This is a genomic window from Salicola sp. AFF1, from assembly GCF_056783195.1.
In genome coordinates, this window is record NZ_JBXAYL010000001.1 from 235,995 (window position 1) to 256,631 (window position 20,637).

At 61.4% G+C, this 20,637-nt stretch carries 19 protein-coding genes; 9 read left to right on the forward strand and 10 right to left on the reverse strand.

The window, feature by feature from the left end:
• Window positions 1–4 precede the first annotated feature (4 nt).
• From casB to ettA, 6 genes are all read right to left on the reverse strand, one after another.
• A complete protein-coding gene (casB, locus tag AC1RQI_RS01110) occupies window positions 5–610 on the reverse strand; it encodes a type I-E CRISPR-associated protein Cse2/CasB (protein ID WP_481903315.1) in 606 nt (201 codons plus the stop codon).
• Window positions 607–2,232: a type I-E CRISPR-associated protein Cse1/CasA gene (casA, locus tag AC1RQI_RS01115; RefSeq protein WP_481903316.1), complete on the reverse strand. Its 1,626-nt coding sequence runs from the start codon at window positions 2,230–2,232 to the stop codon at window positions 607–609. The genes casB and casA overlap by 4 nt, the downstream gene beginning before the upstream one ends.
• On the reverse strand, window positions 2,229–4,925 hold the full coding sequence (cas3, locus tag AC1RQI_RS01120) for a CRISPR-associated helicase Cas3' (protein WP_481903317.1): 2,697 nt from the start codon (window positions 4,923–4,925) through the stop codon (window positions 2,229–2,231). The genes casA and cas3 overlap by 4 nt, the downstream gene beginning before the upstream one ends.
• 208 nt (window positions 4,926–5,133) lie before the next feature.
• Entirely contained in the window at window positions 5,134–6,816 is a 1,683-nt protein-coding gene (locus AC1RQI_RS01125) for an HAD family hydrolase (RefSeq protein WP_481903318.1), read from the reverse strand.
• On the reverse strand, window positions 6,788–7,153 hold the full coding sequence (locus AC1RQI_RS01130; RefSeq protein WP_481903319.1) for a PilZ domain-containing protein: 366 nt from the start codon (window positions 7,151–7,153) through the stop codon (window positions 6,788–6,790). Before AC1RQI_RS01130 ends, AC1RQI_RS01125 begins: the two co-directional genes overlap by 29 nt.
• A 63-nt stretch (window positions 7,154–7,216) precedes the next feature.
• Window positions 7,217–8,878 carry an energy-dependent translational throttle protein EttA gene (gene ettA, locus AC1RQI_RS01135; protein WP_481903320.1) on the reverse strand — a complete coding sequence of 554 codons (1,662 nt, stop codon included), beginning with the start codon at window positions 8,876–8,878 and terminating at the stop codon, window positions 7,217–7,219.
• 257 nt (window positions 8,879–9,135) lie between these two features.
• On the opposite strand from ettA, the gene glyA reads away from it, so the two are divergent.
• From glyA to AC1RQI_RS01175, 8 genes are read left to right on the forward strand one after another with little or no spacing between them, the layout of a single operon-like run.
• A complete protein-coding gene (gene glyA / locus AC1RQI_RS01140; protein ID WP_481903321.1) occupies window positions 9,136–10,392 on the forward strand; it encodes a serine hydroxymethyltransferase in 1,257 nt (418 codons plus the stop codon).
• Between the two features lie 38 nt (window positions 10,393–10,430).
• Window positions 10,431–10,949, forward strand: coding sequence for a transcriptional regulator NrdR (nrdR, locus tag AC1RQI_RS01145; protein WP_416633724.1), 519 nt, complete (start codon window positions 10,431–10,433; stop codon window positions 10,947–10,949).
• 21 nt (window positions 10,950–10,970) lie between these two features.
• On the forward strand, window positions 10,971–12,104 hold the full coding sequence (ribD, locus tag AC1RQI_RS01150) for a bifunctional diaminohydroxyphosphoribosylaminopyrimidine deaminase/5-amino-6-(5-phosphoribosylamino)uracil reductase RibD (RefSeq protein WP_481903322.1): 1,134 nt from the start codon (window positions 10,971–10,973) through the stop codon (window positions 12,102–12,104).
• Window positions 12,105–12,126: 22 nt separating this feature from the next.
• Window positions 12,127–13,266, forward strand: coding sequence for a bifunctional 3,4-dihydroxy-2-butanone-4-phosphate synthase/GTP cyclohydrolase II (gene ribBA / locus AC1RQI_RS01155; RefSeq protein WP_416633726.1), 1,140 nt, complete (start codon window positions 12,127–12,129; stop codon window positions 13,264–13,266).
• A gap of 26 nt (window positions 13,267–13,292) precedes the next feature.
• Entirely contained in the window at window positions 13,293–13,772 is a 480-nt protein-coding gene (gene ribH, locus AC1RQI_RS01160) for a 6,7-dimethyl-8-ribityllumazine synthase (RefSeq protein WP_481903323.1), read from the forward strand.
• Window positions 13,769–14,242 carry a transcription antitermination factor NusB gene (gene nusB, locus AC1RQI_RS01165; RefSeq protein WP_481903324.1) on the forward strand — a complete coding sequence of 158 codons (474 nt, stop codon included), beginning with the start codon at window positions 13,769–13,771 and terminating at the stop codon, window positions 14,240–14,242. Before ribH ends, nusB begins: the two co-directional genes overlap by 4 nt.
• Before the next feature lie 16 nt (window positions 14,243–14,258).
• Complete coding sequence (thiL, locus tag AC1RQI_RS01170) at window positions 14,259–15,218, forward strand: thiamine-phosphate kinase (protein WP_481903325.1); 960 nt, start codon at window positions 14,259–14,261, stop codon at window positions 15,216–15,218.
• On the forward strand, window positions 15,211–15,717 hold the full coding sequence (locus tag AC1RQI_RS01175; protein WP_481903326.1) for a phosphatidylglycerophosphatase A family protein: 507 nt from the start codon (window positions 15,211–15,213) through the stop codon (window positions 15,715–15,717). Before thiL ends, AC1RQI_RS01175 begins: the two co-directional genes overlap by 8 nt.
• Here the strand turns inward: AC1RQI_RS01175 and AC1RQI_RS01180 are convergent.
• From AC1RQI_RS01180 to AC1RQI_RS01190, 3 genes are all read right to left on the reverse strand, one after another.
• Complete coding sequence (locus AC1RQI_RS01180) at window positions 15,704–15,922, reverse strand: DUF6316 family protein (protein ID WP_416633731.1); 219 nt, start codon at window positions 15,920–15,922, stop codon at window positions 15,704–15,706. The genes AC1RQI_RS01175 and AC1RQI_RS01180 overlap by 14 nt on opposite strands.
• A gap of 154 nt (window positions 15,923–16,076) precedes the next feature.
• Complete coding sequence (locus AC1RQI_RS01185) at window positions 16,077–17,504, reverse strand: wax ester/triacylglycerol synthase family O-acyltransferase (RefSeq protein WP_481903327.1); 1,428 nt, start codon at window positions 17,502–17,504, stop codon at window positions 16,077–16,079.
• Between the two features lie 40 nt (window positions 17,505–17,544).
• Window positions 17,545–18,459: a LysR substrate-binding domain-containing protein gene (locus tag AC1RQI_RS01190; protein ID WP_481903328.1), complete on the reverse strand. Its 915-nt coding sequence runs from the start codon at window positions 18,457–18,459 to the stop codon at window positions 17,545–17,547.
• A 120-nt stretch (window positions 18,460–18,579) separates the two neighbouring features.
• Between AC1RQI_RS01190 and AC1RQI_RS01195 the strand changes: the two genes are divergently transcribed.
• On the forward strand, window positions 18,580–19,596 hold the full coding sequence (locus tag AC1RQI_RS01195) for a glutathione S-transferase family protein (protein ID WP_481903329.1): 1,017 nt from the start codon (window positions 18,580–18,582) through the stop codon (window positions 19,594–19,596).
• Here the strand turns inward: AC1RQI_RS01195 and ispB are convergent.
• Complete coding sequence (gene ispB, locus AC1RQI_RS01200; protein ID WP_481903330.1) at window positions 19,588–20,562, reverse strand: octaprenyl diphosphate synthase; 975 nt, start codon at window positions 20,560–20,562, stop codon at window positions 19,588–19,590. The two genes, AC1RQI_RS01195 and ispB, sit on opposite strands and share 9 nt — an antisense overlap.
• Window positions 20,563–20,637: the final 75 nt, after the last annotated feature.

Consider the following 20,637-nt stretch of genomic DNA (forward strand, 5'->3'; position numbering starts at 1 on the left):
CGGGTTATTTCTGGTATTCAGAGAGGGCCGTGAAGTAATCCATGGCCCAGCGTACTGTAAGCCTCTTTTCCGGCTGGTGACTGATCTGGCCATGTTTCTCCTGGTGCCAGTGAAGTATGCTGTCGGCCAGCGAGAGAACGTGAGCCTGCTTGCCCAGCAATGCCACCGCACGTCGGGCACGCTTCAGAAAGATGTCGGCGTCGTGGCTTTTCTGCAGTTGCGCGAACCTGAGCTCACTCAGATAAGGCTTACCTGTCTGGTCCTTTTGGCTGCCCAGGGCACGGGCGAATGGGGTTGAGGAGTCGCTGCGAACCTCGGCCAGCACCGCCGCAACGGTTGCCCATGCCGTCATGGTCCATGATTGGCCCGCTTGATCTTCGTTCAGGGACAACCAGAGATGGCGAAACCCCTCGGTAAGAATGGCGTCGTCAACGGTATGGCAACGGCGCAGCTCAGCGGCGATACCACGGGGAAGAAGCTGTGTGTTCCCGTTCCACTCCAGTCTCTGGAGCGTTTGCGCATCCCGATGCAGTCTGGACCACCAGACCAGGACTTTGGTCCTGAGGTTTTGCTGTCGCATTACGTGGTAATAGATGGAATCCTGGCTCATGACGGCTCCTTCTTCGTGTTTGTGGTGTTGACCCCTTCAAGCCCTGCCTGTTTCCGGAAATCTTTTGCTGTCTTGTTGCGCGAAAACCAACCGAGCAGTTGATTTCGCGCATGGGTGATGCGTTTCATGTTCGGTGTGTCCGCAGGGCCGGATAGAGCGAATTCATCGAATATCTCGATCGCCTGGTTCTGGACATGGCGGAACCACTGTGCGGCGGGTTCCGGAGGCAGTCTTGAGACTTCTTGCTCGACAAGAAGTTGACCAAGCTCTTTGAGCAGTTGGTAGAAGGTGTGTTCGGTTCTTTCCCAGAAGCGGTTTTCAACGAAGGTCAGGTCGCCTTTCACTTCCTTGGGGTTGTTGAACCACGCGCCTTTTACCTGGTTGCGTACCTGCATCGCCGCGGCTTGTGCCAGCTCGAGCAGCACTTTTAACCAGTCCAGCAAGCGATCCTGCTTGGCAGGTGGAAGGGCTATCAGGGGTACCTGGGCGGCGTACCAGCACCGGGGTTTCATGTTGTCCATGTCGTAACCGAAAGCCCAGATTCGGGCGATCCGGGGAAGTGTCATGTTCCCCATGGCTGCTTCAGCAACCTTTCTGGGGTAGTCGAGGACAACTGGTGCAGGCAGATTGCCGTGTCCTTCTTTATCTTCGAGAACCAGACTCTCCCAGTGGCGATAACCGATGCCCCCTGGTTGACCCTTGATCGAGATAGGCGGCTCCTCGGGCTTTTTGGGATCACAGCGGTAGGGGGTTAGGGGGTGGCGCCACGGGCCGTCGTAATTGATTCCGTAGTTCCGGGCTCGTACCCGTGAAACAGCCGAGTTGCTGTGGCGCCCGCACAGGTCGCAATAACTGTTGTGGGTTTCAAACACAAGGCGAAAACGTCGGGGCATGGACCAGAACATTTGAAGCGGGTGAACATCATCGAGCCGTGTTTGCTCACCGTGCTCACTGGTGCGCGTTGGTCCCATCCAGGGAAACAGGTCTGGGGAGTCCGGGTCGGTTTCCGGGCATTCAAAGGTCTCTCGGTCCAACACGTTGAGCCATAGTTTCTGCCAGAGTGGTATGTGGGGGCTTTCCGGCATAACAAGTGTGGTGAGCGGTCCGCCTCCTCTGAGACCAGTGCGGTACCCTTTGCCGCCTGAGGGCGCATTGATCTGCATTGTAAAGAGGGCAATGGCGGAACAGTCTGGGCAGAAGGTTTCCGCTCGACCCGCTTTAACAAAATGATCCGTATTGTTTTTGACGGTGCTGGCACCTGGTGCGTCAATCAGTAGACTGGAGGCGGGCACTGCGCTCTCATCCTTCAGGGAACCATAGTCCTGCATGAAGCGACGGTCTTCCCCGTCGAGCCAGAATGAGTCAGTAAACGGTGCGAGCGCTTCGTCAAGGTCGCCTGTCGAAGGCGGTTCTTCAAGCCGGTCCAACCATTGCTCAGTGTCTTCTGGCGCCAGAGCTGTGTGGAGCAGCCCAATTAGGAATTGATAGGCAGCACCCTGGAAGTCCGCACGGGGGAGGGCGAGGTCGACGACATCCGGTGAGGTAATGGCAGACACTTGGTGGTACTGGATGCCGCCATTGCGATGCTTTAACGGTAGCCATGGATCCTTCAGGAGGTTCATGTTTTATCCTCTATGCTTAGAGCACTTTGCCGGTATAGCCCGAAACGTTCATGGTAATTCAGTGAATCAGTTTCCTGTTCTGCGCACCATGGGACTGAAAACTTGAGGCCTGGTTTTTGCTCCACGGTTGCCTCCCATAGGGCATTGATTGCCAGTGAAAGCTCTGGAAGCTGATTGGCCAGGGACTGGCGAATCCGAAGCTGGCTCATTTCCCACGGATGCTGGGCGTTATCGGCCCAGGGCTTCAGGGCGGTACCTGCTTCGTTCAACCGCACCAGTGTGACGGTGACACTGGGTTCGTCCGACAGGCGGGTTCCGATATCAATTTCTTCCCGCCAGCCATTAGCGCTTACCGTTGAGTATCCTTTGTCCAGATTGAGCCGGTTGAAGTGACCCATGGTGACCTGGCTCTGACGTTCGCCTTCCTGCTCAAAAAAACTATCCGTCAGTGCTTCAGGAATCTGCGCGTCCGCGTCCGGTCCGTAAACGGTTTCGATCAGGTGACGTGCTTCTTCGGGCATACGGATGCCTCCACGCCATTCCAGCACTCTGAGGCTTAGCCAGAGTTGACCATGATTCCGGTAGACGGCGGCTGTTCCCGGTAGGAAGCGTCTTATCCAGTCCTTGTCCACGTCAGTGTTGGCTGGGGGCGCGTGAATGTGCAGCACGGGAGTGGGTCGTTCATCACGGGCATCCGGTTGCTGACACCGGTCCCCGTTAAGAGCCCGGGCGTGGCGGTGGAGGCGGCCGGCCCGTTGTATCAACAGGTCCACGGGGGCGAGGTCTGAGATCATACAGTCGAAGTCGAGGTCCAGCGACTGCTCGATCACCTGGGTAGCAACCAGTATGCAGCCACACCGGTCGGTGGCGCCTGAGTCCTTACCGAAGTGAGCCAGTGCTTTTGCTTCAATTGATTGTCGGTCGGCCATAATGAACCGGCTGTGAAACAGGATGACCCGGCTGGGGTCAGCTACTGATTCCCATAATCGCTGTGCGGCTGTAATCGCGTCATCCACCGTATTGCGGATCCAGCATGCGCATCCGCCTTGCTGAGTGGCGCTCCATAGCGTTGCGATGACATCGTCGGTACTGTCGAGCCGCTGAGTTAGGACGTGACGTTGCACGCTTTGACGGGTTTCTACCGGCGATTCGGTGAGCCCATTACGACTGACCTGAGACGCCAATGGAAAATCATGGCAGTTGAGCGTTGGCTGTTCTTTTTCTCCGAGTCCGTTGTTCCAGGCCATAATGAGCTTTTCCCGCATCTCCATAGGGAGGGTGGCCGTGAGCAGTATCGAGGATCCACCCTGTTTGGCATGCGCTTCCAGAACGGCGGTCAAAAGCGTGAGCATGTAGTCATCACACGCATGGATTTCGTCGACAATCAGCACTTTATTAGCTAGTCCCGCCAGCCTCAGCGATTGGTGCCGGAACGGTAGGACGGCCATAAGGGCCTGGTCTATCGTTCCAACGCCAACGTCAGCCAGTAGCGCTTTCTTGCGGGAGTCAGCGAACCAGTGATTGCAGGCGGCTGACGCTGTTGGTTCGCTACTGCCGTACTGAGTATCGTGCTGCTGGTGCTCCAGGGAGGCGGTAAACGATTCATTGAGGTGCCTCGCACTGTGAGCCAGCACAAGGCTGGGTGAATCGTTCTTCGAGAACCAGCGCGGATAAATATCGGCAATGCGTGAGTACATGGCGTTAGATGTTGCCATGGTCGGGAGACCGAAATAGGCGCCCTCCACACAGCCCCTTTCGATCAATCGATGCGCCAGCGTCAGGGCTGCCTCCGTCTTCCCTGCCCCCGTTACGTCCTCAAGAATGAAGAGATTGGAGGGGGTCTCGATGGCTGTTTCTTCAGCCCAGTTTTGTAACGGGGTAGGGGGAAAGCCATAGAACGTCTCAAAACCATTGAACGGGGCGGCTGTTGGAGAATGATTTAGGCCGATCCTGTGAACGGTTTCGATAGCCTTCGGTAGTGCTGTCTCATGCCAGTAGTCTTCGAGTGAAACGGGATCCTCCTTGTAGGTGAAAACGCTTTGGTCGGATCCTATCCAGTCCGCGAGCACGGCTTGACCGGCCAGGTGCCAGCTTAGGCGTTTGAGTGTCTTCCCCCACTGTTTGTCTCCCATCAGTCCCCAGGGCCATGCGGGAGCGACCAGCTCTGCACAGTCCCGGCTAAAGGTCCAGGCGGCTTCTACGTCTTCAGGGTAGAAATGGTCGTCGAGTGCCTCACTGCCAGCCTCGACTGGCTTGCCGTGATGGCCAAACGTGATGTTCAGGAGGGTTTCCAGGGAACGCTTGTGTTGACGCTCCATTGCTTTGCCTAGCGGCCAAAACCATGCTTCGGGAAGCTTGCCGTCCAGTAAGAAGCATTGCTTCCACAGCAGCATGCCGAGTGCGTCGTGACGTAGCCGGTAAGGCAGTTGAGGATCAGGCTGGACAAGCCGTTCCGGTGCGGGTTCCGCCAGGCTCTGGAATGCTCTCGCGAACTTCCCGATGTCGTGGATAGACAGGAGAAATGTGAAAACAGCCTGTAATTCTCTTGGTCTCATGCCAAGATAAGCGGCCAGAGAACGGTTTCTTGATGTGTCTTCAGAGAGAAGGACGTGACCTACCGCGGCTACGTCCAGTGAGTGATAAGGCAGAAGATGGCAGCGGGGTCCGCTTTGAGAGTCATTGCTCTGCGGCATAGCCTTACCCCAGTAATGGTGGTAACTCTGGTGGCAGTGGTTTTTCTGCATTATCCTTACTCGAGCTTTCCTGATGATCGTATATTGGGGACCTTAGCAGCCCTGCTGCCCCACCACGTCCACCACTGGAAAAAACACCAGTAAATCCTATGCATTCGTGAGACTTGGTATGCAGTTCCCGCGTCAAGCTCTCAGGTCCATTACCCGATCAACCGGTGGCGCCATCCAGGCAGGCCAGCAGCATGGCCCAGAACTCGGAAAAGTCGTTCACCACCACATCCGGGCGGTAGGGATGGTGGGCATCGCCGGGAAACAATCGGTTGAGCGCGGGCAGGTCCCATTGGGCGCTGTTGAAGAAAACCGCCGTCTGGCCGGCCCGGCGCGCCGCGCTGACGTCCGTGGTGCTGTCGCCCACGTACCAGATGCCCTGGTCCGGGCGTTCCCCCAGCCGGTGTGCGGCCAGTAGGAGCTGATCCGGATGCGGTTTGCGATGCGGCACGTCGTCACCGCAGATGGCGATGTTGAACAGGTCCGTCCAGCCACCGCCGTCCACGAGCCTTAGTTCATCCTCGAAGAATTCACGATCACGGTTGGTGATCACGCCAATGCGCAGCGGCAGCGTGTTCAGGGTCGATAGCAGCTCCTTCACGCGCGGCTCCAGCGCCAGAACGGCACCGTAGTGGCGTCGATAGTGATGGCGGAAGACCTGGTGCGCCTGGCTCTTGCTCGCATCGTCGTCACCGAAGAGGACTTCGAAGATGTCGGTCCGGGAAATCTTGCGGTCAGCACGCACCTGGGGATGCAGCCGGGAATGGTCGCGAGCGTAATCCACGAGACGCTGTTCCTCGTCGGAACGGGCATTGGCGGAGGTGGCAATGTCATCCAGAAGGCCCAGCTGGCGCAGTTCCGGGAGCATGTCATCCACGGCGTGGTACATGGCGTCCAGGGTGTCGACCAGGGTGGCGTGCCAGTCGAACAGGATGACCTTGGGGGGTGTCAGGTTGACCAAGGAAGGGTGCCAGTCCGGCTCTATGCGTGGTTCAGGGGGCTGTGGCGCCGGATAGGGGGCTGGGCGCCTGGCCTGGAGGGCGGCCCGGGCATTGCCCTGTAGGCTGTCCGCGATGCGGTCCGTCAGCGCCTCGAAGGAATGGGCAATCAATGACGGGTGATGGTCTGGATCGCCGGCAAAACGGCGTTCAATGTAGTCCGGATCCCATTGGCCGCCGTTGAAGAACACCGGGGTCACGCCGGCATTGCCGGCGGTGACCATGTCAGTGGTGCTGTCGCCCACGTACCAGATGTGGGTATCGGCCTTCAGACCGGCGCGCCACCCGGCCTTGAGGATGACCTCGGGGTCGGGCTTGTAGGCGGTGACATCACCGGCACAGACAATGATGTCGATCAGTGATTGCCAGCGCCCGCCATCGACCAGCGCCAGCTCGTGCTCCAGGAACTCCCGGTTGCGATTGGTGGCCACCCCCAGGCGGATGCCGGTGCTGCGCCAGGCGTTCAGGTACTCGTAGATCCCGTCCTGAAACGGGAAGACCTCGCCATAATGGTTGCGGTAACAGGCGTTATAGGCTTCGTGGGCAATCTGCTTGGCCTCGGTGTTGTCACCGAAGATGGCGTTGAAGATGTCCGTCCTGGAGACGCGCCGTTCCGAGAGGATGCGCGGGTGGAGGCGGCGGAAAAGCCGGATATAGCGAACCAGCCGTGCGTCGTCCGTGGTTTTGCACTGGTCCTCCGGGAGCAGCTCCTCCACCAGCCCCAGCCCCTCCAGCTGGGGCAGCATTTCCTCCATGGCCGAAAACATCGCATCGTGGGTATCCACGAGGGTTCCGTGCCAGTCGAAGAGAATCAGCTCAGGCGTCGCTGAGGCGGGCCAGCTCACGGTGGAGCTCCGCTTCGTCGCCCAGGTTCAGCTCCACCAGGCGCCGGAGGTGGGTGGCGCTGTCCAGATCCAGCGAGCGGCATTCAAATCCCAGCTGGTCGGTTTCCTTGTGGCGCAGGATGGCGTCCATGGTGATCCGGGTGGTGTTATCCGACAGCCAGATGGCGATGGTGTAACCGTCCCCTTCCTCGCCGTCAAAATCCGGCGGCGCTTTCAGGAGCGCGCCATGGAGCGAAATGTCCAATACCTCGCTCGACCAGACGCGGTTCCCAAGGTGGATCTCGCACTGGGCATCGAACAGTATGCGACTGAAAAAGCGGCGTTCTTCGCTGGCCATGGTCAAACCTCATCAGGGCGTTTCTTTCACTATAGTGAAAGATGCCCTGATGGGGAAAACCGCTCAGGCAAGTTTTTTGTGCTTGACCCGTTTCGGGACCCAGGCGTCTTCGCCCTTGCGGGCGCGCAGGTCGCGGTCGTATTCGGAGAAGTTGCCCTCGAAGAAAACGACGTCGCCGTCGCTCTCATAGGCGAGAATGTGGGTGGCCACGCGGTCCAGGAACCAGCGGTCGTGGGAGATGATCATGGCGCAGCCCGGGTAGACCAGCAGGGCTTCTTCCAGCGCGCGCAGTGTTTCCACGTCCAGGTCGTTGGTGGGCTCGTCGAGCAGCAGCACGTTGCCGCCTTCCTGGAGCAGCTTGGCCAGATGCACCCGGCTGCGCTCACCGCCGGACAGCTCCTTGATGCGCTTCTGCTGCTCGGCACCCTTGAAGTTGAAGCGGCCCACGTAGGCGCGGGACTGGGTCTGGTAATGGCCGACCTGGATGATGTCCTGGCCGCCACTGATTTCCTCCCAGACGCTGTTCTCCTCGTTGAGCTCGCGCATCTGGTCCACATAGGCCAGCTGGACGCTCTCGCCCAGCACGATCTGGCCTTCGTCCGGTTCTTCGGTGCCGGTGATCATCCGGAACAGGGTGGACTTGCCGGCGCCGTTACCGCCGATGATGCCCACAATGCTGGCCGGGGGCACGCTGAAAGTCAGGTCCTCGAAAAGCACCTCATCCCCGTAGCGCTTGGTCACACCTTCCACCTCAATCACCTTGTTACCCAGGCGCGGCCCCGGTGGAATGTAGAGCTCGTTGGTTTCGTTGCGCTTCTGGAACTCCTGGGAATTGAGCTCCTCAAAGCGCTTCAGGCGGGCCTTGTTCTTCGCCTGCTGCCCCTTGGCCTGGCTCTTCACCCATTCCAGCTCCTGCTTGACGGCCTTGCGCTGGGAGGCTTCCTGTTTGGCTTCCTGTTCCAGTCGCTTCTCTTTCTGTTCCAGCCACTGGCTGTAATTACCCTGGAAGGGGATGCCTTCGCCACGGTCCAGCTCCAGGATCCAGCCGGCGACGTTGTCCAGGAAGTAGCGGTCGTGGGTGATCGCCACCACGGTGCCCGGGAAGTCGTGCAGGAAGCGTTCGAGCCAAGCGACGCTTTCGGCATCCAGGTGGTTGGTGGGCTCATCCAGCAACAGCATGTCGGGGCTGGAAAGCAGCAGCCGGCACAGGGCCACGCGGCGGCGCTCACCCCCCGAAAGGTGATGCACCTCGGCGTCCCAGGGCGGCAGCCGCAGCGCCTCGGCGGCCACTTCCATGCGGCGTTCAATATCGTGACCCTCGGCAGCCTGGATGAAGGCTTCCAGCTCCCCCTGCTCCTGGGAAAGGGCGTCAAAATCCGCGTCCGGTTCGGCGTAGGCGGCGTAGATCTCGTCCAGTCGCGCCAGCGCCTTGTGGATGCCTTCAACCGCTTCCTGGATGATCTCGCGGACGGTATTGGTATCGTCCAGTTCCGGCTCCTGGGGCAGGTAGCCAATATTGAGACCGGGCAGCGGCCGGGCTTCGCCCACGTAGTCCGTCTCAACGCCGGCCATGATCCGCAGCAGGGTCGACTTGCCCGCGCCGTTGAGACCGAGCACGCCGATCTTGGCGCCGGGGAAGAAACTCAGGTTGATGTCCTTGAGGATCTCTTTCTTCGGGGGAACGACCTTGCCGAGGCCGCTCATGCTGAATACGTACTGAGCCATGGAGTCGATGTCCTGATCAGGAGTCGGAAAATGGAAGCGTGGTTTGTGCGTACGTTAACCAATCGCTGCCGTTGAGGCAATGAAAACCGCTGGTGGCGGGCGTTATGCCGCATTTACGCGGGGCGGATGTTATTGCGGCCCCTTTTAGGTAGAATGGTGTTTCCTACAGGAAACAGACCCCGAGAGTTCATCATCGACCATTTCTGGCAAAGGCGTTCCTCGGGGCGCGTCAATTGCCAGCACACAAGAGGCTGACAATGTTTAAGCGAGATATGACCATTGCCGGTTACGACGAGGAAGTCTGGAATGCCATGGAGGCGGAAGTCCGCCGACAGGAAGCGCATATCGAACTGATCGCGTCCGAAAACTACACCAGTCCGCGCGTTATGGAAGCGCAGGGCTCGGCGCTGACCAACAAGTACGCCGAAGGCTACCCGGGTAAGCGCTACTACGGAGGGTGTGAGCACGTGGACGTGGTTGAGGAGATTGCCATCGAGCGTGCCAAGCAGCTCTTCGGGGCTGACTACGCCAACGTCCAGCCGCATTCGGGCTCCTCTGCCAACAATGCGGTCTACATGGCCCTGATGAAACCCGGGGAGACGGTGCTGGGCATGAGCCTGGATGCCGGTGGGCACCTTACCCATGGGGCCAGCGTCAACTTCTCCGGCAAGATCTACAACGCCGTGCAGTACGGGCTGGACCCGGAGACCGGTCTGCTGGATTACGACGAGATTGAGCGCCTGGCGGTTGAGAGCCAGCCGAAAGTTGTCCTGGCGGGCTTCTCCGCCTACTCCCAGGAGCTGGACTTCAAGCGTTTCCGCGAGATCGCCGACAAGGTGGGCGCCTACCTGTTTGTGGACATGGCGCACTTCGCGGGGCTGGTTGCCGCTGGCGTGTACCCGAACCCGGTGCCCTACGCGGACGTGGTGACCACCACGACCCACAAGACACTGCGGGGGCCGCGCAGTGGCCTGATCCTGGCCAAGTCCAACCCGGATCTGGAGAAAAAGTTCAACTCGGCGGTCTTCCCGGGCAGTCAGGGTGGCCCGCTGATGCATGCGATTGCCGGCAAGGCGGTGTGCTTCAAGGAAGCCATGCAGGATGACTTCAAGGAATACCAGCAGCGTGTGGTCAGGAATGCCCAGGCCATGGCTGAGGTGTTCCAGCAGCGTGGCTTTGAGGTGATTTCCGGTGGTACCAAGAACCATCTGTTCCTGCTGAGCCTGATCAAGCAGGACATCACCGGCAAGGACGCGGACGCGGCGCTCAGCAAGGCCAATATCACGGTCAACAAGAACGCGGTCCCCAACGATCCCCGTTCCCCCTTCGTGACGTCCGGTCTTCGGATTGGCACACCGGCGATGACTACGCGTGGTTTCGGCGAGACCGAGGCACGCGACCTGGCAGGCTGGATGTGTGATATCCTTGATGATCTGGATAATGAAGAGACCATCGAGCGGGTCCGTAAAGAGGTTCAGGAGCTGTGCCGGCGATTCCCGGTCTACGCTGACTGACCATTGCCAACCCGCTTGCCGTCCGGGAGTGTGACTGGATGCATTGCCCCTTCTGTGGCGAGGCGGATACCAAAGTGATCGATTCGCGCCTGGTCGGCGACGGCGACCAGGTGCGGCGTCGGCGCGAATGCCTTTCCTGCCGTGAACGCTTTACCACCTTTGAGGGGGCCGAGCTGATCATGCCCCGTGTGGTCAAACAGGACGGCTCGCGGGTTCCCTTCGATGAGGACAAGATGCGTGAGGGCCTGATGAAGGCCCTCGAAAAACGCCCTGTCGATATTGAGGCCATTGAGGCCGCCATCAACCGGATCAAGTTCCGGCTGCGCTCCACCGGTGAACGGGAAGTGAAATCCCTGATGATCGGTGAGGAGGTCATGTACGAACTGCGCCAGCTCGATAAAGTGGCCTACGTGCGTTTCGCCTCTGTGTATCGCAGTTTTCAGGACATCAATGAGTTCAAGGAAGAGATCGAACGGCTGAGTCGTTCCGGTGACGTTGGGGATGAGTCTCCCGTGACCGTTGCGGCGCGGGCGTTGAAGGAATCCGTGGATAAATAGTCCGGACCGGGTGACTCACCGTTGACCAATGCCACTGATACCCGATACATGGCCATGGCGCTGCAGCTGGCCGAGCGCGGGCTCTACAGCGCGCATCCCAACCCGCGGGTGGGATGTGTCGTGGTCAGCGGTGGTGAAGTGGTCGGTACTGGCTGGCACCGCCAGGCCGGAGAACCCCATGCGGAAGTCAATGCGCTTGAACAGGCGGGGGAGCGTGCGAAGGCGGCTACCGCCTATGTGACCCTTGAGCCATGCAGTCACCATGGGCGTACGCCGCCCTGTGCCCAGGCACTGGTTGATGCGGGTGTGGCGAGGGTGGTGATCGCGACGGGCGATCCGAATCCTGCGGTTTCCGGTCAGGGCCTGGCGTTGCTGGAGGCTGCGGGCATCGAGACGGTGAGCGGTGTTCTGGCCGGGCCGGCACGCACGCTCAACGCGGGGTTTCTGCGCCGTGTGGCTGGCGGAAATCCCTGGGTCCGGCTCAAGATCGCGGCCAGTCTGGACGGACGGACTGCCATGGCGTCCGGCGAAAGCCAGTGGATAACAGGGCCCGAGGCCCGCATGGACGTACAGCGATTGCGGGCACGCTCTGGTGCCATTATCACAGGGGTCGGGACCGTGCTGGCGGATGATCCATCGCTGACCGTACGCCCGGCGCAACTGGGGGATACGGGTACCAAGGCATTGCCGGTGCGCCAGCCTCTGCGGGTGGTTCTGGATCCGCGGCTGCGCACGGACCCCGAGTCCCGTGTGGTGACGGGAGAGGGCCAGTGTCTGGTGGTAAGCACCACGGCCACGCTGGATGATGGCCGGGCGTCGCGGCTCCGTGAACAGGGGGCCGAGGTGGTCACGGTGGCGCCGGATGGCAGTGGGCGGCCGGCCGTATCGGCGGTGATGGCGCTGCTGGCGGCGCGTGATATCAATGACGTGCTCATTGAGGCGGGCGCCACATTGGCGGGCTCGGCTCTGGAATCGGGCCTGACTGACGAATTGTGGCTGTACCAGGCCCCGACAATGCTGGGCAGTCGGGCGAAACCCATGGCGGCGCTGACGCTGGATCGAATGGCGCAGCAGCACCGGATGGTTGTGGGGGATCGGCGGGTGGTCGGAGCGGACCAGCGACTGATCCTGGAACCCGCCGCGCGCGGCCATTAAGTGAGAGCGAACAGGGTACAGAATGGCGCTGAACAATATTGAGGAAATCCTCCACGACATCCGTCAGGGCCGGATGGTGATCCTGATGGATGATGAGGACCGGGAGAACGAAGGCGATGTGATCATGGCGGCGGAATGCGTCCAGCCTGAGCACATCACTTTCATGGCCACCGAGGCGCGGGGCCTGATCTGCATGCCCATGGCCCGGGAGCGCTGCGAGCGCCTGAATCTGCCATTGATGGTTCAGCGCAACAGCTCCGGGTTTGGCACCAAGTTCACGGTTTCGATTGAAGCCGCGAAAGGGGTGACCACCGGGATCTCTGCCGGGGACCGGGCGCGCACCGTGCAGGTGGCGGCCGCTCGCGGGGCACAGGCGGAAGACATTGTGAGCCCCGGCCACATCTTTCCGCTGATGGCTCAGCCCGGAGGGGTACTCTCGCGGGCCGGGCACACGGAGGCGGCCTGTGATCTGGCGGCAATGGCTGGGTTCGAGTCCGCCGGGGTGATCTGCGAGGTCATGAACGATGACGGCACCATGGCGCGTCGGCCCCAGCTGGAGGCGTTCGCAGAGCAGAACGGGCTCAAGATCGGCACCATCGCGGACCTGATCCATTACCGCACCATGAATGAGCGGACCGTTGAGTGCGTTGATCATTATGAGATGGAAACCGAGTACGGGGTATTCCGACTGCACACGTACCGCGATTCCATTCAGGGTGAGACCCACCTGGCGCTGACCATGGGGGAAGTGGATCCGGAAACGCCCACACTGGTGCGGGTTCACATCACGGATACCCTGCGGGATCTGCTGCACGCGCATTATCCGGGCTCACCACGCTGGCCGTTGCATGAAGCCATGCGCAAGGTCGCGGCTGAAGGGGCCGGGGTGATTGTGCTGCTGAATAACGGCCAGGACAGCTACGCGCTGGAAGAACGCATACGCGGGTTCTTCGAAGCCCGTTCCCAGGGAGGGAAGGGGACATCGGAGGCCTCCGGCAGCTCCGGGGTCTACCTGACCGTTGGAACCGGCTCCCAGATTCTGCGGGACCTGGGGGTAAGCCGTATGCGGCTGATGAGCGCGCCCATCAAGTTCTCGGGAATTTCGGGCTTTGATCTGGAGGTTGTGGAATACCTCCCCTACGATGACGGGAAAGACCAATAACGGTCATGCCCGGTACGGAGACAGCAATGACAGACATTAAAACCATTGAAGGGGACTTCACCGACTGCCGCGGCGATTACGCGCTGGTGGTGGGGCGCTTCAACGGATTCGTGGTCGAGAGCCTGGTCGAGGCGGCCACGGATACCCTGGTCCGCCACGGCATCAGCCGGGACAGCATCACCATCTACCGTGTGCCAGGGGCCCATGAGATCCCTGTGACGGCCCAGAAGGTCGCGCGCACGGGACGTCACGATGCCGTCATCGCGCTGGGTGCGGTGATCCGGGGTGGAACACCGCATTTCGACTATGTGGCTGGCGCCAGCTCCTCCGGTGTGGGCAGTGTCAGCCTGGATACCGGCCTGCCGGTAATATTCGGTGTGCTGACCCTGGACACGATTGAGCAGGCGCTTGAGCGTGCCGGCACCAAGGCCGGCAACAAGGGCGCTGATGCGGCCATGACGGCACTGGAAATGGTCAGCCTGTTCCGGAGGATCGACACACAATGAGCGAAGGCGGTCAGCCCAAGAACAACCAGGGTAAGTCCCGTCCGGCGGATCGCCGCAAGGCGCGTGCGCTGGCACTGCAGGGCCTGTACCAGCGCCATTTCTCCGACAGCCCGATCAGTCAGATTGAGGCGGAGTTTGTCACCGATAATGACATGGAGAAGCTGGATGATACCTACTTCAGGGAGCTCCTGAAGGGGGTGGACCGGTCCCGTGGCGACCTGGACCAGCAGTTCGAGCCCCTGCTGGATCGGTCGGTCAGCGAGCTTGACCCTATCGAGCTGGCGATATTGCGTATCGGGACCTTTGAGCTGATGAACCGCAGCGACATTCCCTACCGGGTGGTCGTCAACGAAGGCATTGAGCTGGCCAAGCGCTTTGGCGGCACGGATGGCCACAAGTACATCAACAGTATTCTGGATCGTCTCTGTGTCCGGCTGCGGCCGGCGGAGACGCGTTCCCGACAGGCCTGATCCCGCCTGATCCCCTATGGACGAATTCAGCCTGATTGACCGGTTCTGGCAGCCTCTGGGCGACGCTGTTGCCCGGAGCGAGGTGGTTGAGGGCATTGGTAATGACGGTGCCGTGGTGCGCTGTCCGCCCGGTCGGGATCAGGTGATGACCATGGACACCCTGGTTGAGGGCGTCCACTTTCCCCGAAACATGCCCGCTCACGCCCTCGGGTGGCGCGCCCTGGCCGTCAACCTCAGTGACCTTGCCGCCATGGGGGCAGAGCCGTTGTGCTTTACCCTGTCAGTGACCCTGCCCGAAGCCTCGGAATCCTGGCTGGCGGCATTAGCGGATGGCATGCAGTCGCTGGCTGTCAGGGAAAACGTCCAGCTGGTGGGCGGTGACACCACCCGGGGTCCCCTCAGCATCACGATCCAGGCCCATGGGCTGTTGCCGGAAGGGTCAGCCTTGCGGCGGGGAGCGGTGACCCCAGGGGACCAGGTCTGTGTCAGTGGCACGCTTGGCGAGGCCGGTGAGGCGCTTAACTGGCTGGAGGCGACGGGCGCGCCCACGCCAGCTGTGGCGGCGGTGCTTGAGCGATACCGGTATCCGCAACCCCGTCTGGCCCTGGGTCAGTGGCTCCGGGCCTCAGGGGCCGTGGCGGTGGATGTGAGTGATGGTTTGGTGGCGGATCTGGGCCACCTTCTGGGTGAGCGTGGTGCCCGTCTGGAGTGGGGCGCATTGCCGGTTTCCAGTGAGCTGGTTGCTTTGCGTGGGGAGGAAGAGGCCCGGCGACTTGCCGCCTCTGCGGGGGATGATTATGAGCTGCTGTTTGTCTGGCCTGCCGATCAGCCTTTACCCCCGGAACCGGTGGATTCCTTGGCATTGACCGTCATCGGAACGGTGACAGAGGAGCCCGGCGTAACGCTGATGGGGCCTGAAGGCAGGGTCGAGCTGACTCAGCAGGGCTATACCCATTTTGGAGGGCGTCATGGTTGAGACATCCATCCAGCCGCGTTCACTGCTGCGCGACCCCGGCCACTGCCTGGCGCTGGGTCTGGGATCCGGGTGTATCCGGCGGGCGCCCGGGACCTGGGGGACGCTGGCAGGGCTGCTGCTTTATTCGCTGATGGTCGGGCTGCCCTGGCCGCTTTATGGCGCCCTTCTGGTACTGACCTTCGCCCTCGGTGTTTATCTGTGCGCGCGCACGGCGAACGCATTGGGCGTGCATGACCACCCAGCCATTGTGTGGGACGAATTCGTGGGAGTCTGGCTGGCATTGGCCCTGCAGCCAACCGGTGGGCTCTGGCTTTTGTTCGCCTTCCTGGCGTTCCGTGGTTTCGACATTATCAAGCCCTGGCCCATCGGGTGGCTGGACCGTCGCATGCCCGGCGGCCTCGGCATCATGATTGATGATGTCGTGGCCGGGGCCTATGCACTGGCCTTGATGGCGTTGCTCCAGTGGGGGATTCAAATACAGGGAGTCAGTGTCGGGTAGCCTCCTCCTCGTCTTCATGGGGGAGCATCCGGACAACGGTCAGAAAGCGCCGAAGGCCCGCTTCAGCGCGCTCGCGGGTGGCATAGGGCCCGCTGTCAAAGCCTTCCCGGGTCGTGAAGTACCAGCGGTTGCCCACGCAGAAAAAGCGGCTGCTGCGGAACGGGATGGGAGTGTGTGCATCACCCGCTCTTGGTATCGGTTCCATGGCTGCCCCCTTATTACCATGTGACCCAGATTGTTATTCGTTTCGGCTCGTTTCTGGTTAGTCTTTGACCAACCTTGTCTCCAGTGTAGACCAAGTATCGTCCATCGGGGCAAATCGTTTGAATCCTTTTTCAGGCTACCTGGTCTTGCCGGGATCACCGCTGGTTGCCAGGAGGCGTCATGGCGCTGGCTTCAATGGTTTCAACGGCAGTCTCGATCTGTTCTGCAAGCTGGTCCCCATCCGGTACCAGGTCCGGGCAGGTGGTGAGGTTGAGGTGGATGGCCCCGGCGTAGCTCAGGGCCAGGATCGCTAAGCCGGCACCGTGGAACAGCGGCGCGGAGTTCACCTGATGGACCATGCGCGCCCCCTTCAGGTAGAGCGGGACCTGGGGGCCGGGCACATTGGTAATGGGCAGGTTGAACGCTGGCTGATAGTTCTGGGCCAGGTGAAACTCGCTGTAGAGGCGCGTTGAGAGCGCGACCAGCGTTGAGGGCAGGCGCTCTGTCAGCCGGTCCGCGGCAATGGCTTCGCGGTAGTTCTCGGAGGTACGGGTGTTGTCACGGATGCAGGCGACCCGGCGGGCGGGGTCCTGTTCGTCAGTGGCCAGGTTCACCAGCATGGCGGACATCTGGTTGCCCGTGGGCTGACGCAGGCTGCGTGAGCGCACTGAGACTGGCGTGAGGGCCACCAGGCTTTCTTCCGGGTCAATGCCGTGGCCCGCCAGGTAGCGTTTAAGGGCTTCGGCACAGATTCCGAGGACCAGGTCGTTAAGGCTGATGTCCGGGCCGATGGCGGCCTTCAGGGTCTTGAGTCGTGCCAGGTCAATGGAGGTGCTGTGCAGGCGCCGGTGCTCGGTGAGGTTGCGGTTAAAGGGCGTACGTGGGGCTCCGAGCACATCCCTGGGCGTCCTCAGGCGTCCAACGGGTTGCTCCATGAACGCCCGCAGTGTCGCCGTCACGGTTGACTGGGTCAGGCTCATGAGCTGGAAAGGCTTGCGGAGCAGGTTCATGGACGCCCGGGTGAGCAGCTGTTCAGTGCGTGGCGCCGGTTCCGGGTGCCACGCCGGGGGCCGGGTCTTGGTTGGGGTGTCCGGCGTGTATTCCAGAAGCTTGCCCATGACTTCCTCGCCACTGAAGGCATCAATCGCAGCGTGGTGCACGCGCACCACCAGGGCGAATCCATTCTCGGGCAGCAGGGCATCCGGGCCAAAACCTTCCACCCAGGTGACCTGCCACAGCGGCCGGGTGCGGGGCAGGGGCGTTGCGATTCGCGCCTCCGCTACCGCCTTGAGCGCCCCGTAGCCGGCCCCTTCAAGGTTGACGGACTCAAGGTGACGGTCAATGTCGAAATCCGGGTCATCGATCCAGTAGGGGCGGTCCAGGTTGAGCGGAAGCTGCATCAGCTTCTGGCGGAAAAAGTCGGCCAGATGCAGGCGATGGTTGAGGTACTCCCGGAAGTCGTCGAATGTCAGGGCCGTTTCCCGCTCCGAGGCATCGAAGATGTGGAGGCCCCCAATATGCATGGGCGTGGTTTCGGACTCGAGGAAAAGAAACGATGCGTCCAGTTCGTTCAGTTGATGCATCAGGGAAATCCGTTTTGTTCCGTGATGGAAGGTGTCCGTTTCAGACCGGGTCGAGCCAGGGGCTGAAATAGTCCGGCCTGGACAGGTGCTCCCAGAACCAGTTGATCGCTTTGCCCTGGTCGCCGCGCCGTCTGGCCATGCAAAGTACCACTGGAGAGCGGTTGGTGGCTACGTCCAGGGCGACCAGTTCCCCGGACGCCAGAGCCGACGCCACCTGGGGGTGGGGCAGCCAGCCCACCCCCAGCCCGGCCTTCTGGGCCTCAATCTTGTGGTCCATGCTGGACACCGTGAGGGTGCGCTGTTGCGCGAAGATGCCCGCTGATCCAGGAGGAAGCTGGCGGGAGCTGTCTGCCGCCACAACCGCCGGCCACGCACTCAGGACCTCCTCGGAGAGCGGGCCGGTTTCAAGGGTCAGGGGATGATCCTTGGCGACCGCGTAGACAAAAGGAACCTGACCAATAGCCTGGCGATCGAAATGTCCCGGTGGTTGGATTTCCCGGGATGCGCCGGCGATCAGGTCAGCGCGTCCCGTGTGCAGCGCGTCCCAGGGGCCATTGAAGACTTCGTCCATCAGGTGGATCTCCACCGGCACATCGAGTTCGTTGAAGGTGCTGATGGCGGGGAACAGCGCCGTCATGGGCAGCAGGGCATCCACGGCGATGGTGACGCTGGTTTCCCAGCCCTCGGCTACCCGGCGGGTGGTGCGCGCCAGTGTGTTCGCGGCCTCCAGCAGTTGCCGGCCCTCCGCCAGCAGGTAATTGCCAGCATCGGTCAGGGTGGCGCGGTGGCCCGAACGGTCAAACAGCAGTACATCCAGGTCCTCTTCCAGCTTGTGGACCGTGTAGCTGATGGCGGAGGGCACCCGGTGCATTTCCTCGGCGGCAGCCGCGAAGCTGCCCTTGCGGGCGATGGCGTCGAGCACGCGCAGGGCGTCAATGGTAATGGGGAATGCCATGGTCAGAAAAACTGAATGGGTTGGCCAGATTTGAGTGATTGTTGTCGGACCCAGTCTAACGCATTCTGAGGATAAGCGTGTTCGATTCGTCAGGGTTTTCCGGCAAGAAGGAGAGGTTTCATGGGGTTGCTTATCAACGGGCAGTGGCATGATCAATGGTATGACACCGCGAAAAGCGGTGGCGCCTTTGTGCGCGAGAGCGCCCAGTTCCGCAACTGGGTGACTCCGGACGGCAGTGCCGGGCCTACGGGGGAGGCGGGCTTTGCGGCCGAGCCCGGGCGCTATCACCTCTATGTGGCGTTGGCCTGCCCGTGGGCGCACCGCACCCTGGTGTTCCGCAAGCTCAAGGGCCTGGAGAGCATGATTCCGGTGTCCATTGTGCACCCGGACATGCTGGAAAACGGCTGGGCGTTCCGGCCGGAGGACCCCTTCCATCGCGATCATGAGAACGGTGCTCGCTTCATGCACGAGATCTATACCCGGGATACGCCGGACTACACCGGCCGGGTGACGATCCCGTGCCTGTGGGATACCCACCGTCAGCGGATCGTGAGCAATGAGTCCGCCGATCTGATCCGGATGTTCAACAGCGCCTTTGACGGGCAGGGGGCTCGGCCGCTGGATTTCCATCCGGCGTCACTTCGGGATGAGATCGAAACCGTTAACGAACGGGTGTACAACAGCGTGAACAATGGCGTCTACCGGGCGGGATTCGCCACAGCCCAGGACAAGTATGAGCAGGCCTTCACGGAGGTGTTTGAGGCCCTGGACTGGCTTGAAGGGCGCCTGGCCAACCAGCGCTACCTGGTGGGCAATCGCCTGACGGAAGCGGACTGGCGCCTGTTCACGACCCTGGTGCGTTTTGACGCGGTCTACTACAGCCACTTCAAGTGCAACCGGCACCAGCTGCGGGATTTCCCGAACCTGCAGGGTTACCTGAAGGATCTATACCAGATCCCGGGGATTGCGGACACGGTGAATATTGACCAGATCAAGCGCCATTACTACCGCAGCCAGCGCACGATCAATCCGACCCAGATTGTGCCGGCTGGTCCAACGCTGGAGCTGGACGGGGCGCACGGTCGGCGTCACCTGGGCCCGGACTTTCCAGAGGCCTGTGCCGCCGAGTCAGTCTGAGCGCTGGATCGCCAAGTCCACCAGGTGATCCAGGGCCTGGCGGTGGGGGGAGTCGGGCAGCTGTGTCAGGCACCGGCGTGCCTTCTCCGCTTCCTGGTCAGCACACTGGCGGCAGTACGCGATGGCACCGCTGTTGTGCACGGCTTCCAGAACGGGAGCGAGCTGGTCCGGACCGCCTGTACGGATGGCCTGGCGCACCGTGCTGGCGTCTCCGGCGTTGCCCCGGGCCATGGTGTGGATGAGCGGCAGGGTGGTCTTGCCCTCGGCCAGGTCATCGCCCACATTCTTGCCCATGGTGTCAGCGCTGCCTTCATAGTCCAGAACATCGTCCACGATCTGGAACGCCATGCCCAGGTGCTGGCCGTAATCGCGCAGGGCGGTTTCGGTGGCCTCATCGGTGGCCGCGAGAACAGCGGCGGAATGGGCGGCTGCCTGGAACAGCATGGCCGTCTTGCTGTGGATGACGTTGCGGTAGTCCGCCTCTGAAAGGTCCGGGTTGCGGACATTGGTCAGCTGCAATACCTCGCCTTCGGCGATTACGCCGGTGGCTTCGGAGAGCAGGTCCATCACCCGCATGTTCTCCAGGCGCACCATCATCTGGAAAGCGCGGGCGTAGAGAAAATCGCCTACGAGAACGCTGGGGGCGTTGCCCCAGCGGGCGTTGGCCGTTGCCCGTCCACGGCGCAGCTCGGAGGTGTCGACCACGTCGTCGTGCAGCAGGGTGGCTGTGTGCAGGAATTCGATCACTGCTGCCAGGGTGGCCTGGCGTTCACCGCTTTGGCCCAGCGCGCCGGCGCTGAGCAGCACCAGCAGCGGGCGCAGGCGCTTGCCGCCACTGTCCACAATGTAGTGGCCGATGTGTTCAACCAGCGGAACTCGCGAGTTCAGCTGGTCGTGGATCTGTGCGTTGACACGCTTGAAGTCGTCCCGCACCGGGGCGTAAATGGCATCCAGACTCATAGGCATTCGGCAGTTGTCGGGCAACGCCCCATCGGGCTACGGGACATGCAGGCAACGTACATTATGGGGCGTGCCGGGGGC

What these genes read in the sequence shown, in the direction of transcription:
- casB (WP_481903315.1), bottom strand. Translation starts at nt 610, where the DNA reads ATGAGCCAGGATTCCATCTATTACCACGTAATGCGACAGCAAAACCTC.
- casA (WP_481903316.1), bottom strand. Translation starts at nt 2,232, where the DNA reads ATGAACCTCCTGAAGGATCCATGGCTACCGTTAAAGCATCGCAATGGC.
- cas3 (WP_481903317.1), bottom strand. Translation starts at nt 4,925, where the DNA reads ATGCCGCAGAGCAATGACTCTCAAAGCGGACCCCGCTGCCATCTTCTG.
- AC1RQI_RS01130 (WP_481903319.1), bottom strand. Translation starts at nt 7,153, where the DNA reads ATGGCCAGCGAAGAACGCCGCTTTTTCAGTCGCATACTGTTCGATGCC.
- ettA (WP_481903320.1), bottom strand. Translation starts at nt 8,878, where the DNA reads ATGGCTCAGTACGTATTCAGCATGAGCGGCCTCGGCAAGGTCGTTCCC.
- glyA (WP_481903321.1), top strand. Translation starts at nt 9,136, where the DNA reads ATGTTTAAGCGAGATATGACCATTGCCGGTTACGACGAGGAAGTCTGG.
- nrdR (WP_416633724.1), top strand. Translation starts at nt 10,431, where the DNA reads ATGCATTGCCCCTTCTGTGGCGAGGCGGATACCAAAGTGATCGATTCG.
- ribBA (WP_416633726.1), top strand. Translation starts at nt 12,127, where the DNA reads ATGGCGCTGAACAATATTGAGGAAATCCTCCACGACATCCGTCAGGGC.
- ribH (WP_481903323.1), top strand. Translation starts at nt 13,293, where the DNA reads ATGACAGACATTAAAACCATTGAAGGGGACTTCACCGACTGCCGCGGC.
- nusB (WP_481903324.1), top strand. Translation starts at nt 13,769, where the DNA reads ATGAGCGAAGGCGGTCAGCCCAAGAACAACCAGGGTAAGTCCCGTCCG.
- thiL (WP_481903325.1), top strand. Translation starts at nt 14,259, where the DNA reads ATGGACGAATTCAGCCTGATTGACCGGTTCTGGCAGCCTCTGGGCGAC.
- AC1RQI_RS01175 (WP_481903326.1), top strand. Translation starts at nt 15,211, where the DNA reads ATGGTTGAGACATCCATCCAGCCGCGTTCACTGCTGCGCGACCCCGGC.
- AC1RQI_RS01180 (WP_416633731.1), bottom strand. Translation starts at nt 15,922, where the DNA reads ATGGAACCGATACCAAGAGCGGGTGATGCACACACTCCCATCCCGTTC.
- AC1RQI_RS01185 (WP_481903327.1), bottom strand. Translation starts at nt 17,504, where the DNA reads ATGCATCAACTGAACGAACTGGACGCATCGTTTCTTTTCCTCGAGTCC.
- AC1RQI_RS01190 (WP_481903328.1), bottom strand. Translation starts at nt 18,459, where the DNA reads ATGGCATTCCCCATTACCATTGACGCCCTGCGCGTGCTCGACGCCATC.
- AC1RQI_RS01195 (WP_481903329.1), top strand. Translation starts at nt 18,580, where the DNA reads ATGGGGTTGCTTATCAACGGGCAGTGGCATGATCAATGGTATGACACC.
- ispB (WP_481903330.1), bottom strand. Translation starts at nt 20,562, where the DNA reads ATGCCTATGAGTCTGGATGCCATTTACGCCCCGGTGCGGGACGACTTC.